The 16131-nt window shown below is 64.0% G+C and carries 10 protein-coding genes; 4 read left to right on the top strand and 6 right to left on the bottom strand.

The window, feature by feature from the left end; translation table 11 throughout:
* The first annotated feature begins 50 nt into the window (after positions 1 to 50).
* The 3 genes from BLT65_RS15055 (at position 51) to BLT65_RS15045 (ending at position 4430) form a co-directional block, all read left to right on the top strand.
* Positions 51 to 1187 carry an alginate lyase family protein gene (locus BLT65_RS15055; protein WP_091778786.1) on the top strand — a complete coding sequence of 379 codons (1137 nt, stop codon included), beginning with the start codon at positions 51 to 53 and terminating at the stop codon, positions 1185 to 1187.
* 76 nt (positions 1188 to 1263) lie between these two features.
* Positions 1264 to 2652 (top strand): L-serine ammonia-lyase, encoded by a 1389-nt coding sequence (locus BLT65_RS15050; protein WP_091778784.1) that lies wholly within the window; start codon positions 1264 to 1266, stop codon positions 2650 to 2652.
* A 77-nt stretch (positions 2653 to 2729) separates the two neighbouring features.
* Complete coding sequence (locus tag BLT65_RS15045) at positions 2730 to 4430, top strand: thiamine pyrophosphate-binding protein (RefSeq protein ID WP_091778782.1); 1701 nt, start codon at positions 2730 to 2732, stop codon at positions 4428 to 4430.
* Between the two features lie 282 nt (positions 4431 to 4712).
* On the opposite strand, the gene BLT65_RS15040 is transcribed toward BLT65_RS15045, so the two are convergent.
* Complete coding sequence (locus BLT65_RS15040; protein ID WP_091778780.1) at positions 4713 to 5861, bottom strand: branched-chain amino acid ABC transporter substrate-binding protein; 1149 nt, start codon at positions 5859 to 5861, stop codon at positions 4713 to 4715.
* A gap of 88 nt (positions 5862 to 5949) precedes the next feature.
* The gene (putA, locus tag BLT65_RS15035; protein WP_091778778.1) at positions 5950 to 9900 is read right to left on the bottom strand and encodes a trifunctional transcriptional regulator/proline dehydrogenase/L-glutamate gamma-semialdehyde dehydrogenase; all 3951 of its coding nucleotides are present in this window, start codon (positions 9898 to 9900) and stop codon (positions 5950 to 5952) included.
* Positions 9901 to 10160: 260 nt separating this feature from the next.
* Between putA and BLT65_RS15030 the strand changes: the two genes are divergently transcribed.
* Entirely contained in the window at positions 10161 to 10367 is a 207-nt protein-coding gene (locus BLT65_RS15030) for a hypothetical protein (protein WP_007748986.1), read from the top strand.
* A 55-nt stretch (positions 10368 to 10422) separates the two neighbouring features.
* On the opposite strand, the gene BLT65_RS15025 is transcribed toward BLT65_RS15030, so the two are convergent.
* The 4 genes from BLT65_RS15025 to hemE all read right to left on the bottom strand — a co-directional run bounded on the left by BLT65_RS15025 (position 10423) and on the right by hemE (position 16073).
* Positions 10423 to 10659: a hypothetical protein gene (locus tag BLT65_RS15025; RefSeq protein ID WP_091778776.1), complete on the bottom strand. Its 237-nt coding sequence runs from the start codon at positions 10657 to 10659 to the stop codon at positions 10423 to 10425.
* The gene (locus tag BLT65_RS15020; protein ID WP_091778774.1) at positions 10656 to 12080 is read right to left on the bottom strand and encodes a YeiH family protein; all 1425 of its coding nucleotides are present in this window, start codon (positions 12078 to 12080) and stop codon (positions 10656 to 10658) included. The genes BLT65_RS15025 and BLT65_RS15020 overlap by 4 nt, the downstream gene beginning before the upstream one ends.
* 186 nt (positions 12081 to 12266) lie before the next feature.
* On the bottom strand, positions 12267 to 14525 hold the full coding sequence (locus BLT65_RS15015) for a primosomal protein N' (RefSeq protein WP_091778772.1): 2259 nt from the start codon (positions 14523 to 14525) through the stop codon (positions 12267 to 12269).
* A gap of 444 nt (positions 14526 to 14969) precedes the next feature.
* A complete protein-coding gene (gene hemE / locus BLT65_RS15010; protein WP_091778770.1) occupies positions 14970 to 16073 on the bottom strand; it encodes a uroporphyrinogen decarboxylase in 1104 nt (367 codons plus the stop codon).
* Between the last annotated feature and the right edge of the window lie 58 nt (positions 16074 to 16131).

Below are 16131 nucleotides of genomic sequence, written 5' to 3'. Positions count from 1 at the left end.
GTCAAACCGTTACCATCTCACACCGAATCAGCCCAACGAAGGAGTTTCGCATGGTGCGACAGGTGCGAATGATGCAACCGCCGACACACCGTACGCGTGCGCCGCAACGACCCTCTCCTGCCTTCCCGCTTACCGCGCTGTTGATCGCGGCCGCCGCGTTCTGCGCCCAGAGCGCCTACGCCGCGATGAACCTCTGCGCCGCGCCCGCGCTGCAAACCAGTGAGCGCACCAATTCCGATCCGGGCGTCAAGGCTTTGGTGAGCAATGTCCAGGCGCATCTGAACGAGCCCGCGCACGCGGTGCGTCAGTTGCATACGGAAGGCACGCTGCCTCACGAGGGCATCTACGACCAGAGCAAGGAAGCGGAGAAAGATCTCGACCTGTTGCGCGATGCTGCCCTCGCGTGGCGCGCCACCAGCGACGACCGCTATCTGAAGCTGGTCGACCGCCTGCTGTATGCATGGGTCACGACCTACCAGCCGTCGTTCAATCCGATCGACGAAACGCCGTTCGAAGGGCTGATCCTCGCGTACGACATGACGGCGAGCGCCCTGCCCGTGAAGACGCGCAACGCAACAATGGCGTTCCTCGCGAAGCTCGCGAACGGCTATATCGCGCAGATCGACGCGCAAAAGCGGCCGCTGACGGGCACGTTCCGTAACAATTGGCAGAGCCATCGCGTGAAGCTGATCGCCATGGCGGCTTTCACGCTCGACAACCGCAAGATGATCGAGGCGGCGCAGCGCCTGTACGTCGAGCACGTCAACGACAACATCGCGCCCGACGGCACGACCGTCGATTTCGGCGAGCGCGATGCGCTGCACTATGTGACTTACGATCTGCAACCGCTGGTGACGGCCGCGCTCGCCGCGCGCCGCCATAACCGCAACTGGCTCAACGAACGCGCGCCGAGCGGCGCGACGCTCGCCGCCGCGTTGAACTGGCTCACGCCGTATGCAATGGGCGCGAAAACACACGACGAATTCGTGCGTTCGAGCGTGCCTTTCGACACAAAGCGCCGCGAGGCCGGTTTGCCGGGCTATAGTGGACAGTGGGACCCGAAGAATGCGGCTGAGCTGTATCACCTCGCCGCGCGGCTCGACGGACGCTACACGCCCGTCGCGCTGAAACTGGCACCGACGCCGCCCGCGTGGCTCGCCGTGTGTCTGCCGTTGCCGGCGCGTTGATCACGCGCGGCACATTCTGCTGCCGCGCTACCCGCGCAGTGCAGCACAAACGAATTTCCAGCTAGCAGGAGCAGTGATGGCAGTCAGCGTTTTCGATCTCTTCAAAATCGGCATTGGCCCGTCGAGTTCGCACACAGTCGGTCCCATGCGCGCGGCGCTGATGTTCGCGCAAGGGCTCGAGCGCGACGGACTGCTCGACAACACGGCATCGGTGAAGGTGGATCTGTATGGTTCGCTCGGTGCGACGGGCAAAGGTCACGGCACCGATCGCGGCGTGATGCTCGGCCTGCTCGGCGACGCGCCCGATACCGTCGATCCCGACACGATTGCGGCCCGCCTCGAACAGGTCCGCACTTCACGCACGCTCGCGCTGCTCGGCACGCACGCTATTCCGTTCGTGCAGAAGGACCACATTTCGTTCTACCGGCAGGCACTCCCCGAGCATCCGAACGGCCTCAAGCTGCGCGCTTTCGATGCGAACGGCGAGACGCTGCGCGAATCGACGTATCTGTCGGTTGGCGGCGGTTTTGTCGTGACGGCAGGCGCGCCGAATACGAAGGTGCTCGCCGCCGTCGAACAGTTGCCGCATCCGTTCCGCAGCGGCACCGATTTGCTGGAGATGTGCAAGGCGACGGGCAAGAGCATCGCGCAACTGATGTGGGAAAACGAGCGCGCATGGCATACGGATGAAGAAACGCGCGCGGGCCTGCTGAAGATCTGGGACGTAATGCAATCGTGCGTTGCGCGCGGCTGCGGCATCAACAATCCGGACGCGGACGGCAATCTGCCTGGCCCGTTCCAGGTGAAGCGGCGAGCGCCGCAACTGTATCGCGGGCTGACGGGCAATCCGGAGCGCGCGTTGCAAGACCCGCTGTCGATGATCGACTGGATCAATCTGTACGCGATCGCCGTCAACGAAGAAAACGCGGCGGGCGGCCGCGTGGTCACTGCGCCGACCAACGGCGCGGCGGGCATCATCCCTGCCGTGCTGCATTACTACACGCGCTTCATGCCGAACTCGAACCAGCAAGGCGTGTTCGACTTTCTGATGACGGCGGCTGCAATCGGCATTCTGTACAAGCTGAACGCGTCGATCTCCGGCGCGGAAGTGGGCTGCCAGGGCGAAGTGGGCGTCGCGTGCTCGATGGCGGCGGGCGCGCTCGCGGCCGTGATGGGCGGCACGCCGCTGCAGGTCGAGAATGCCGCGGAAATCGGCATGGAACACAACCTTGGCCTCACGTGCGACCCCGTCGGCGGGATGGTGCAGATTCCTTGCATCGAGCGCAATGCGATGGCTTCGGTGAAAGCGGTGAACGCTGCGCGCATGGCGCTGCGCGGCGATGGCAGCCATTATGTTTCGCTCGATTCCGTCATCAAGACGATGCGCGAGACGGGCGCCGACATGAAGACCAAGTACAAGGAAACGTCGCGCGGCGGGCTGGCAGTGAACATCATCGAATGTTGATGCCGCTTTTACGAATGACATCCGCGAGGGTCTCGGCGTAAGCTGTCGAAGCTCTTCTGACTGGAGGTGTCTTCGCAATGTCGCTGTCTTCCGATGCTTCAAATATGACTACTGGCGCGCGGCTCATGGTCGACGCGCTGTTGACGCATGGCGTCGAGCGCGTGTTCTGCGTGCCCGGCGAGAGTTTTCTGGCAGTACTCGATTCGCTGCACGACGAAACGTCGCAAATTCAGACGGTTGTGTGCCGCCACGAAGCGGCCGCCGCCAACATGGCGGAAGCCGTGGGCAAGCTGACTGGCCGGCCGGGCATTGCAATCGTCACGCGCGGCCCGGGCGCGACGCACGCATCGATTGGCGTACACACCGCGTTTCAGGACTCGACGCCGATGATCCTGCTCATCGGCCAATGCGCGCGCGAGCATCTGGACCGCGAGGCGTTCCAGGAAATCGACTATCGGCGCATGTTCGGCCAGATGGCGAAGTGGGTCGCGCAGATCGACGACGCGCGCCGCATTCCCGAGTACATGAGCCACGCGTTCCACACGGCGACATCGGGCCGCCCGGGTCCTGTCGTGCTGTCGCTGCCGGAAGACATGTTGAGCGACGCGTGCGCCGCGATGCCGGGCGCGCCCGCCTATCAGCGCGTTGCCGCAGCGCCTGCGCCGCAGCAGATCGAGCGTTTGCGCGGCCTGCTCGAAAGCGCGAAGAAGCCGATGGTAATCGCAGGCGGCAGCGGCTGGACGCCGCAAGCCTGCGAAGGCTTGCGCACGTTCATCGAAAACTGGCAGCTTCCGATTGGCCTCGCATTCCGCTTCCAGGACACGCTCGACAACGAGCATCCGAACTACGCGGGCGACGTCGGACTCGGCATTAACCCGGCGCTAGCCAAGCGTATCCAGGATGCCGACGTGCTGTTTGCGCTTGGTCCACGCCTGGGCGAAGCGACGACGAACGGCTACACGCTCTTCGACATTCCGAAGACGAAGCAGACGTTGATCCACGTCCACCAGGGTGCGGAAGAACTCGGCCGCGTCTATTCCGCCGATCTCCCCATCGTCTCGGGCATGCCGGAAATCGCGTCGATGCTGGCGCAACTGAAGCCATCGACGAAACCCGCATGGGAAGGCGCGGCAAAAGAAGCGCACGACGCGTACCTCGAATGGCGCAAGCCGCGCAAGATTCCGGGCGACGTGCAGCTTGGCGAGATCATGTTGCAACTGCGCGAGCACTTGCCGAATGACGCGATTTTGACGAACGGCGCGGGCAACTACGCGACGTGGCTGCACCGGCACTTCGCGTACCGCCACTTCCGCTCGCAGCTTGCGCCGACGAGCGGCGCGATGGGCTACGGCGTGCCGGCGGCGATTGCGGCGAAGTCGCTGTATCCGGATCGCGCGGTGGTGGCCTTTGCGGGCGATGGCTGCTTCATGATGTCGTCATCGGAAATCGCGACGGCGATGCAATACGATCTTCCCGTGATTTTCATCGTCGTGAACAACAGCCAGTACGGCACGATCCGCATGCATCAGGAGCGGCACTATCCGAACCGCGTGCATGGAACGGGGCTGACAAACCCGGACTTCGCAGCGTTCGCGAAGTCGTTCGGCGCACATGGGGAAACAGTGGAGCGCACGGAAGACTTCATGCCGGCGTTCAAACGCGCGCAGGAAACGAAGAAACCGGCGGTGATTGAAATTCGCTTGCTGCAGGAAGCGAGCACGCCGGGCGCGACGCTGGAGCAGGTACGCGAGCAGGGCAAGAAGTTGCGCGGGGAGTAAAGAGGTTCGCGCACCACACAGCCCCGGGCCGTTGAGGGCCCGTGGGCAAACGTCAAGCGGCTCGGTGTGAGCCGCTTTCTTTTGCCTACTTTTCTTTGCGGCGGCAAAGAAAAGTAGGTGCCGCCCCGCACAGGGGCGACGTGTGAACGGCAAACACCGCATCGCGGATGCCCGCGACAAGCGTAAAAAACACAAAAGCCTCGCAGAGCAAAAAACCCTACGAGGCTTCGAAAACAACCGGCAGCGCTCAGCTAATCACCAAGCGCCGCAAGGCAAAAAACCTTACTTCCCACCCACGCTCTGCAGCGTCGTCCACTTACCATCGACAACCTTATACAGCGTGATGCCACCGTTCTTCAGATCGCCCTTCGGATCATAGGCCAGATCCTTGGTCGTCACAGCCGGCATGCTCGTCTTCGCCAGCACCGGCAGGTACTTAGCCGGATCGGTCGAATTAGCCTTCTTCATGGCATCGAACATAGCCATTGCGCCGTCATAAGCGTACGGCGAGTACGTCTGAACGTCTTCGTTGAAACGCTTCTTGTACTTCGCAACGTAGTCCTTGCCACCCGGCATTTCTTCCAGCGGCAAACCAGCCAGCGAGGCAACCGTACCATTCGCCGCATCGCCTGCGACCTGCAGGAACGTCGGCGTATGAACCATTTCGCCGCCCATCAGCGGAGCCTTGATACCCAGCGTCTTCATCTGCTTGACCATCGGCGCAGCCTGCGAATCAGCACCGCCGTAATAGATCAGATCCGGCTGAACCGACTTCAGCTTCGTCAGAATCGACTTGAAGTCGACGGCCTTGTCGTTCGTGAACTCACGATCGACGATCGTGCCGCCCGCAGCCTTCGCTGCCTTCTCGAACTGATCCGCGAGACCCTGGCCATAAGCCGTACGGTCGTCGACGATCGCGATCTTCTTCATGCCCAGGGTCTTCACAGCGAACGTGCCCGCGACGGAGCCTTGCTGCGTGTCCGAGGTCATCATGCGGAACGTCGTCTTGAAGCCTTGCTGCGTGTATTCCGGAGCCGTCGCCATCGCGATCTGCGGAATGCCCGCGTTCGCGTAGATGCGCGATGCCGGGATCGTCGTGCCCGAGTTGAAGTGGCCGAGCATGCCCTTGATGTTGTCGTCGACCAGCTTCTGCGCGACCGTCGTGCCCGTACGCGGGTCAGCCTGGTCGTCGGCCGTGTCGAGCACGAAGCGAACCTGCTTGCCGCCGATCACCGGCTTCGTCGCGTTCATGTCTTCGACTGCGAGCGTGATGCCGTTCTGGAAGTCCTTGCCGTAGTGCGCCTGTGCGCCCGTCATCGGGCCGGCGAAGCCGATCTTCACGTCTTCGACCTGCTGTGCGTGCGCAGTCCCCGCCAGCGACATGGCAGCGAACAGCGTCGCGCCTGCCAGCTTTTTCATCGTATGTTGCATAGCTTCTCCTTGGTACCAGGTGTGGACGGCGCGGTGATCGGGGTCGCCGTCTCGCGCCATTTTTTTGAATCGATCAAGCGAGGTTCGCTCAGCCGATCGTCATCAAATTCGCATTACCGCCTGCTGCTGCCGTGTTCACGCTCACCGAACGCTCCGTCAACAGACGTTCGAGTGCGTAATCCTCATCGCCGCTTTCCAGCGCCCGCGCCGCGACGCCCTGCACCGACACGATCGGACCCGCGCGCTTCGCGATGTCCTTCACGAGTGTCAGCAGCTCGTCGCTGTCGCCTTCGAACAGCGCGGCATCGAACGATGCTTCCGCGCTCTTCTTCACGCTCGCGTACTGCTTGAGCGACGCGGGTAGCGCAGCATACAACTGCTCGCCCGCCGCGCCTTCGAACAGCGCCTTGTTGCCCGTCGCGAGCGCCGCCGCGAACTGCACGCGCGCGCCGCTTGCCGTCGATGCAACGCACAGCACCGTGCCGCGCGCGCCGAGCGTGTACGTGTTGCGCTCGCCCGTCGGACCGGACAGCACGGCCGTCGCGCCCGCCGGAATGTTTGCCAGATAGCCGTCGCAACGCGCGGCCAGCACCGGCTCGCGTTCCGCGATCAGCCAGTCGCGCAGCGACGTCAGCGCTGCGGCAGGATTATCGCTTGCCGCGTTGCCGTTTTGCGCACCATTCGATGCAGCTTGCGAACCATCAACCATCAGCGTTTGCGCGAGCGACTTCGGCAGACCAGCGGGGCGCGTCGCGAGCAGACGTTGCAGATACAGCGCGCCGCCTGCCTTCGGACCTGTGCCCGACAACCCTTCGCCGCCGAACGGCTGCACGCCGACCACAGCACCGATCACGTTACGGTTCACGTAGATGTTGCCCACGTGCGCGCGGCTGATCACATGCGCGATGGTTTCATCGATACGCGTATGGATGCCGAGTGTCAGGCCGTAACCCGTTGCGCGAATCTGTTCAAGCAGTTTGTCGAGCGCGCTGCGGCGATAACGCACCACGTGCAGCACCGGACCAAACACTTCGCGCTTCAATTCGTCGATGCTGTCGAGTTCGATCAGCGTCGGCGGAACGAAGGTGCCGGCATTGCAACCATCCGGCATCGGCAGCTGCGTGACCTTGCGGCCCTTCTCGCGCATCCCGGCGATGTGCGCGTCGATACCGCGCTTCGCGTCCGCGTCGATCACGGGACCCACATCGGCCGACAGACGGTCCGGATTGCCGACAGCCAGTTCCTTCATCGCGCCCGTCAGCATTTCGAGCGTGCGATCCGCGACGTCGTCCTGCAGACAGAGAACGCGCAGCGCCGAACAACGTTGACCGGCCGAATCGAACGACGACTGCAGCACGTCCGCGACCACCTGTTCCGCGAGCGCCGACGAATCGACGATCATCGCGTTCTGGCCGCCCGTTTCGGCGATCAGCGGAATCGGCTTGCCTTCGGGGTCGAGACGGTTCGACAGCGTCTTGTTGATCAGACGCGCGACTTCCGTCGAGCCGGTGAACATCACGGCGCGCGTGCGCGCATCGGCGACCAGAGCGGCGCCGACCGTTTCACCGTCGCCCGGCAGCAGTTGCACAGCGCCTGCGGGCACGCCGGCTTCGCGCAGAATGCGCACGGCTTGCGCGGCGATCAGCGGCGTCTGTTCAGCCGGCTTCGCGAGCACCGTGTTGCCTGCTGCGAGCGCAGCCGCAACCTGACCCATGAAGATCGCCAGCGGGAAATTCCACGGGCTGATACACACCACGGGACCGAGCGGACGATGCGTGTCGTTCGAAAATTCGTCGCGAATCTGCGTCGAGTAGTAGCGCAGGAAGTCGATAGCTTCGCGGATTTCGGCGACGGCGTTCGGCAGCGACTTGCCCGCTTCGCGCACGACCAGACCCATCAGCGTATGCATCTGTGCTTCAAGCAGATCGGCGGCACGCGCGAGGCAATCGGCGCGTGCTTCGACGGGCGTCGCCTGCCAGATCGGCGCGGCGGCGACAGCGTGCGAGAGCGCGGCGCTCACGTGTTCGGGCGTCGCTTCGACAACCGTGCCGACGAGGTCGCGATGATCCGACGGATTGCGCACGTCGCGCGCATTGCCGACAGCGATCTCGTTGTCTTCGAGCATCGGCGCGGCGCGCCACGGATGATGCGCGCTCGCCAGCAACGCCGACGACAACGACGCGAGACGATGTTCGTTCGACAGATCGAGGCCCATCGAATTGGTACGCTCCGCACCGAACAGATTGCGCGGCAGCGGAATCTTCGCGTGCGGCGCGCCGAGCGGCACAACCTTCGCGGCTTCTTCCACCGGATCAGCAACGAGGTCCTTGATGGCCACGCTTTCATCGGCGATACGGTTCACGAACGACGTATTCGCGCCGTTTTCCAGCAAGCGGCGCACAAGATACGCAAGCAGCGTTTCATGCGTGCCGACAGGCGCATACACGCGGCACGGACGGTTCAGCTTGTCGCGACCCGTGACTTCTTCGTACAGCGGCTCGCCCATGCCGTGCAGGCACTGGAACTCGTACTGGCCAGGATAGTAGTTCTGGCCCGCGAGGTGATAGATCGCGGACAGCGTGTGCGCGTTGTGCGTCGCGAACTGTGGATAGACGGCATCCGGCGCGCCGAGCAGCTTCTTCGCGCACGCGACATACGACACGTCCGTATAGATCTTGCGCGTGTACACCGGATAGCCTTCGAGACCATCCACCTGCGCGCGCTTGATTTCCGTATCCCAGTACGCACCCTTCACCAGACGCACCATGATGCGGTGACGGCTGCGGCGCGCCAGATCGACGATGTAGTCGATCACGAACGGGCAGCGCTTCTGGTAAGCCTGCACGACGAAGCCGATGCCGTTCCAGCCTTGCAGCTCCGGATCGAAGCACAGCGCTTCGAGCAGATCGAGCGAGATTTCCAGACGGTCCGCTTCTTCGGCGTCGATGTTCAGGCCGATGTCGTAGCGGCGCGCGAGGATCGCCAGCGCGCGCACGCGCGGCAGCAGTTCGCTCATCGTGCGTTCCTGCTGCGAACGCGAATAGCGCGGATGCAGCGCGGACAGCTTGATCGAGATGCCGGGGCCTTCGTAGATGCCGCGGCCGCCTGCCGCCTTGCCGATCGCGTGGATCGCCTGTTCGTACGACGCGTAGTAGCGCTGCGCGTCGGCTTCCGTCGTCGCGGCTTCGCCGAGCATGTCGTACGAGTAGCGGAAACCGCGCGCTTCGAACTTGCGGCTGTTCGCCAGCGCTTCCGAGATGTTTTCGCCCGTGACGAACTGCTCGCCCATCAGACGCATCGCCATGTCGACGCCCTTGCGGATCAGCGGCTCGCCGCCCTTGCCGATCATGCGCGTGAGCGCCGACGACAGACCCGTTTCGCTATTCGTCGTCACCAGCTTGCCGGTGATCATCAGGCCCCACGTCGCTGCGTTCACGAACAGCGACGGCGCATGACCGACGTGCGAGCGCCAGTCGCCCTTGCTGATCTTGTCGCGGATCAGTGCATCGCGCGTGGCGCGATCGGGAATGCGCAGCAGCGCTTCCGCGAGACACATCAGCGCGACGCCTTCCTGGCTCGACAGCGAGAATTCGTGGATCAGCCCTTCGACGCCACCGCCCTTGCTCTTGCCGCGCAGCGTTTCGACGAGCTTGCCCGCCAGGGTCTGCACTTCGCTCGCGATATTCGCGGGCAGGCGCGCCTGGCCAAGCAGGAACGGCACGCACTCCGGCTCGGGACGGCGATACGCCGCCGTGATCGCCGCGCGCAGCACCGACTGCGGCTGCACGCTCTGCGCGAATTCGAGGAACGGATGCAGCCCGTCGCTTTCGTCGGAATCGGCGGCGCCTTCGACCAGTTCGGTTGCGTTATGGTGGCCCGACAGTTCGGCGGGAAGTTGACCGTGTTCGATCTTCTCCAGGTACGCGAAGATCGCCTGCTTGATCAGCCAGTGCGGAGTGCGTTCGAGACGCGTGGCGGCATCTTTCAGCCGGGTACGCAACAGATCGTCGACTTTGACGCCAAGGGTGGTGCTCGCCATGGTTCCTTCTTTATGCGCCGGGCGGACGCCGGCCAAAGACTTAAGAGTTGGCCGAATCGTACCCCTCTCAATAAAAAGGTGCAACCAGTGGCGAGAAACGGTTGCACCCTTTGGCAACGCCCGTCACACAAGGGTTTGCGGCCGGTATGCACCGTCTGGATGCATGCGGTTGCGCTCGGTGTTTTCCCTGGATCGGTTTATTTTCAGGCAACCCTTATCGAAACGAAAATTGCGCCGTTATACCGGTCATGAGATGCGCAATGACGCACGGTACGGGGTTCGAAGTCTCGCTATACGGGGTGACCAAAATGGAAAAATGGCTGGTAGTGACGGGGGTCTGGATGATGTTCGCGACGTGCATGGTGCTGTTCATCCGCGGCGCGACGGGTGTGTCGCGCCGCGAACTGGTACCCATTGAAGTGCGCGACGACGAGCGCGACGCGCAGCCGAAGTCGACTCGCGGCTAAGCGTTTCGAGGTGCGTGGCGCGCTGCAGATACGCGCCTCGATGACGCGGATGCCGTCAGCGCATCGGCGCGAACCGGCGGCAGCTGTCGCGCGGTGCGACGAGCTGGTCGTGAACCAGACACAGGCGGCTGTCGGCAACACTGGCGCCGAAGCCCGAACCGAACACAGCGAGGCCCGGAATGCTCTGCTCAAGCGAATGCCGATCCTCGGCGCGAAACCGGCAATCCGCGCAGCACGGCCGGCGTTCACCGGGCTGCGCGTCGATGGCGTCGTCGAGGACGGGCGCGCTCACGAGCCCTGCCCCAAGCTATTCCAATACGGTGCGAACACGTGCGCGGACAGCGCGTAGCCGATGGCGATATTGACGGCGACGCCGACCGTGAACGCGATAAACGGCTTGATGCCCGTGGCCGCCAGTGAGCGCACGCGCGTCGTCAGTCCGATGCTGAAGAAGCAGAAGATGAACGCCCATGTGCGCAGCGCGGTAATCGGCGCGACGAATTCCGGCGTCACCACCTTGCGGTAGTCGGCGAGCGAGTAGTGGCTCGCGATCCACGTGACGAGCGCGGACGCGATCACGAAACCGATCACGAACTTCGGAAAGCGCGCCCAGATTTCGCGCGCGTCGGCCTTGGCGGTTACACCGCTTTCGCTGGACTCCCAGCGCGTCGTCGCGACGATCGCGAGCAGGAACGCCCAGATGCCGATCCAGATGTCGCGGCCAACCACCTTCATCAGCGTGAACGCCTGAAGCGACGCTTCGGGCGATCCCGCGATCGCGCCGCCCGCGTGCTTCGCGAAGTCGCCATAGGCTTGTGCTGCGGCGATACCCGCGGCGTCGGCGAATTCCGAGGTGCCGATCCATGCGCCCGCAACGGCCGTCGACAGTCCGAGCGAGCGCGACGCGAACGGCAGCACGAAGATCATCACGATCGCCCACAGGATCACCAGCGTGATCGCCACCGACGCATGCTCGCGTTTCGCGCGCACCGCGCCCGCAATCGCGATCGCCGCCGACACGCCGCACACCGCGCCGCCGACGCCAAGCACCGCGGCGAACCGCTTGTCGAGCCCAAGCGCCTTCGCGGCGAAGAAGATCACGAAGAACGTGACGAGCGAAACGATGGTCGCCTGTCCGACAGCAACCGGGCCCGCCCAGACGAGCAGCGTGAACGGCAGCGTCGCGCCGAGCAGCACGATCCCCACCTTGATGTAAAACTCGACGCGCAATCCCGCCGAAAACCATTCGGGCAGGCGGAACACATTCGAGATCAGCAAGCCAAGCGCGAGCGCGACGAGCGGCGGTTCGAGGTTGTACTTCGACGCATTGGCCCACGCGCCGACTTCGAAAATCAGCACCGACACGACGAACAGGATCGCGAACGACGCCAGGAAGTGCGCGATGCGCTGCTTCAGCACGCTCAGGCTGACGCCGAACAGCACGGTGAACACGACGAACAGCGCGATGTAATTCGGCAGATGCTTGACCAGATCTTGTCCGGCCGCGCCGGGATCGGTCCATTTCGCGGGCGCCGTCGCGAGCCACTTGATGCTGCTGCCCGACGCGAATAGCGCCCAGGCAACGACGATCACCAGCAGGCCGACCCATACGGCCCACCAGTCTTCCGTCGAAAAAAGTCCGCCGCCGCCTGTCGTGCTTGCCCGTCGCGAAGGCTGTGCGCCCGCCGGCAAGGTATGTCTCGTATCGCTCATCGTTGTGCCCCGGTCAAAGTTGGCGGCGCACGCGCTATCGATTGTTGTGATTCATGCGCCGATCCGGCGAAATATAGTCGAGCGATGTCGCGAAACGAAACGACCTTTCGTTTTATCGATATGACTTAAATGGATTTGCGAGCAGATGCGTGCAGCTTGCCGACAAATTGCTTACAGCACGGCTCGCTAGATGTCGAGCGGATCGACCTCGACGCTCCAGCGCAGCACGCCTTTCAGCGTGCGCAACACGGGTTGCCAGGCGCGCAGCGTCGTCTGCAACGCTGCCCGAGACGCACTTTCGATCAGCAATTGCGCGCGATGCACGTGCATCACCTTGACGATGGTGAGCGGCACAGCGTCGTAGACGGTCACGCGGCTGGCGGCAGGAATGTCAGTCAGCACGGCGGCCGCCTGCTGCAGGAACGTCAGCGCGGCGTCCAGTGTGCGGCCTTCGGCGCGCAGCATCGCCTGATAGACGAACGGCGGCAGATGCGCGTCGCGCCGTTCGGCCAGCGTCGAATTGGCGAAGCCGACGTAATCGTGGCGAGCCAGTGCGTGATAAAGCGCATGACGCGGATAGCGCGTTTGCACCAGCACCTCGCCTGGCAGACCGGCGCGGCCCGCCCGGCCGCTCACCTGCATCAGTTGCGCGAAGAGGCGCTCGCTCGCGCGGAAGTCGTGGGAAAACAGCGCCGTGTCGGCGTTCAGCACGCCCACCAGCGACACACGGCGGAAATCGTGGCCCTTCGCGATCATCTGCGTGCCGACGAGAATATCCACCTCGCCCGCATGCACGTCGGAAAACAGCGCCTGCGCGCTGCCCTTGCGTCGCGTGCTGTCGGCATCGATGCGCAACACGCGCGCGCCCGGCACGGCGCCGGCGAGCGCTTCTTCGATACGCTGCGTCCCGCGTCCGAGCGGCGCGATATCGACATTGCCGCATTCCGGACACGAGCGCGGAATGCGCGATTCCCAGCCGCAGTGATGGCAGCGCAGCGCGCGCTCCGGCTTGTGCAGCACGACGTAGGCGCTGCATCGCGGGCATCCCGCCACCCAGCCACATGCGTCGCACGCCAGCTGAGGCGCGTAGCCGCGACGGTTGAGGAATACGAGACTCTGTTCGCTTCGCTCGAGGCGCGCCTTCAGCGCCGCGATCAGCGGCCCCGACAAACCCTCCACTGGAGCGCGTCCACGCCGCTGCTCGTCTTCCAGATCGACGAGGTGGACGGTTGGCAGCACTGCGTCAGCGACGGCGCGGCGCGATAACGTGAGCCGTTTGTAGCGTCCTTGCTCGACCTGCCACCAGCTTTCCAGCGACGGCGTCGCCGAGCCGAGCACGACGGGCACGCCCAGTTGCTTCGCGCGCCAGATGGCGAGATCGCGCGCGGAATATCGCAAGCCTTCCTGCTGCTTGTACGCCGGGTCGTGTTCCTCGTCGACGACGATGATGGCCAGATGCGGCAGCGACGCCAGCACGGCGAGCCGCGTGCCCAGCACGATGCGCGCGCGCCCCGTGTGCGCGGCAAACCAGTTGCGGGCGCGCTCGCCCTCGGCTAGCCCGCTGTGCAGCGTGACGATTTCGGTATCGTCCATCGACGCGAAGCGCGCGCGGAACGCAGCCTCGAATTGCGGCGTCAGGTTGATCTCGGGCACGAGGACGAGCGCCTGCGCTTGCGGATTGGTCGCCAGCAAGCCCGCCAGCGCCCGCAGGTAGACCTCCGTCTTGCCGCTGCCCGTCACGCCATGCAACAGGAACGGCGCGAAGGCTTGCGCGTCGCGGATCGCTTCGACGGCGGCCGTTTGCTCGTCCGTGAGCGTCGGCAGCGTCGCGCTGCGCGGCGTGTGATCCCGCGACAGGCTGTGCGCGGCAGGATCGACCACTTCGAGCGCGACCCAGCCTTCGGCTTGCCACGCTTCGAGCGTCACGGTTGCCTTCGCGTGCAACGCACGGGCTTCCGCGGCGGGCAGCGTATCGGCTTCCGCGAGTGCGGCTGCAAGACGGCGCAACGCCGTGGCACGCGCCGGAAGCGCGTCGGGCAGCGCGGCGCGCCCTGCGGGCAACAGACGATAACGCTCCTCGGGAGCGAAAAGCCGCGTCCAGCGCGCCGCATCGCGCAATGCCTGGGGAAGCGCCGGCAACGCAACTTCACCGATGCCGCGCTGGTAGTAGTCGGCGGCGAACTGCGTGAGTTGCAGCCAATGTTCGGAGAGCGGCGGGCAGGCGGCGCAGACGCTATGGACCGATTTCAGGCGGTCGGCGGGCACGTCACTGTGAGCAGTCACTTCCATGACGAGGCCCACGACATGCCGCTTGCCGAACGGCATGCTGACGAGCATGCCCGGCGCCGGCGCCAGTGAGGCGTCACAGCGGTAATCGAAAAGCGTCGGCAGAGGATGATCGAGCGCGACGCGGACGTAGGTGCCCGTCAGATCGACGACCCGCATAGGCACCGTTCGTAAGGAAAGTTATTCACCGACCGAGAGCCGCCGCCGACACACTTAAAGTAAAACTTCAATTTCGGCGCTAAGTTTTGATTTTGCATCGACAATTGCGCCCGATCCCGCCTGCCTGTGGATAACTTTGTTGAGAACTTGGCCCTGATGTCCCGCAAGGGCCGTGGTACGGGCCTCTGTGTGGGATAGCGCACATTTGTCTTAGGAACCCGGAAAGCCTTGTCGCTCAAGGCCTTCAACAGATTTCCGCGTACTTTTCAAGGCAGCTGCGACGATCGATCCCTCTACCGCGCCGCAGCGTGACAAGTGTGCATAAGTCAAGTCTTGACAACGCTAAGAGGGCCTCGGGGCGGACTTTGGAACGCTATTTTCCCCTCAGACCGAGAGCCCACGTCGTTGCGTCGCAACAAAAACGTCACAATCCGGACGATTCCTTCACGCCTTGGCGTCGCCACCCGCCGACCGGATCGTGCGGCTATGCCGATGCACTTCATCGACCAGTTCGGCGACGTTCTCGGGCGGCGTGAACTGCGAAATACCATGCCCAAGATTGAAGACGTGACCGGGGAAATTACCGAAGCTGTCGAGCACCGCGCGCGCTTCGATGCGAATCGTCGACGGCGGCGCGAACAGCACAGAAGGATCGATGTTGCCCTGTAGCGCCACCTTGCCACCGACGCGCTCGCGCGCCTTGCCCAGATTCACCGTCCAGTCGAGCCCGACAGCATCGACACCCGTCGCGGCAATCTCTTCGAGCCACAGGCCGCCGCCCTTCGTGAAAGTGATCACGGGCACGCGGTTGCCGTCGTGCTCGCGCTTCAACTGACTCACGACCTGCTGGATGTAGTGCAGTGAGAAGCGCTGATAGATGCCGTCGGCAAGCGCCCCACCCCACGTGTCGAAAATCATCACGGCTTGCGCGCCCGCTTCGATCTGCGCGTTCAGATAGGCCGCCACCGCCTTCGCGTTGACGTCCAGGATGCGATGCATCAGGTCGGGACGGGCATACAGCATCGACTTCACGGTCCGGAAATCGTCAGAGCCGCCGCCTTCGACCATGTAGCACGCAAGCGTCCACGGGCTGCCCGAGAAGCCGATCAGCGGCACGCGCTGACGGCCTTGCGCGTCGGTGAGCGCGGTGCGGATCTGGCGCACGGCGTCGGTGACGTAACGCAACGTGCTGTCGATATCCGGCACAGCCAGACGCGCGACGTCCGCTTCGGTGCGGACCGGACGCGCGAACTTCGGCCCTTCGCCGACCTGGAAATCGAGGCCGAGCCCCATCGCGTCGGGGATGGTCAGGATGTCGGAGAAAAGAATCGCGGCGTCGAGCGGATAGCGTTCGAGCGGCTGCAACGTGACTTCCGTCGCGTAATCGGGATTCTTCGCGAGGCCGAGGAAGCTGCCCGCGCGGCTACGCGTCGCGTTGTATTCCGGCAGATAGCGTCCTGCCTGGCGCATCAGCCAGATCGGCGTGTACTCGGTCGGCTGGCGCAACAACGCGCGCAGGAAAGTGTCGTTGAGGAGGTTGTGGGCCACGGCGCTCGCGACTGAAGGCAAAGACGCATTTTAACCGCTGAGCGCCCGACGCCGCCTC

Origin of the sequence: Paraburkholderia steynii, from assembly GCF_900100565.1 — a bacterium.
Classification (GTDB): Bacteria; Pseudomonadota; Gammaproteobacteria; order Burkholderiales; family Burkholderiaceae; genus Paraburkholderia; species Paraburkholderia terrae.
The sequence above is the reverse complement of the archived record's forward strand: the minus strand, read 5'-3'. Positions and strand labels throughout refer to the sequence as shown.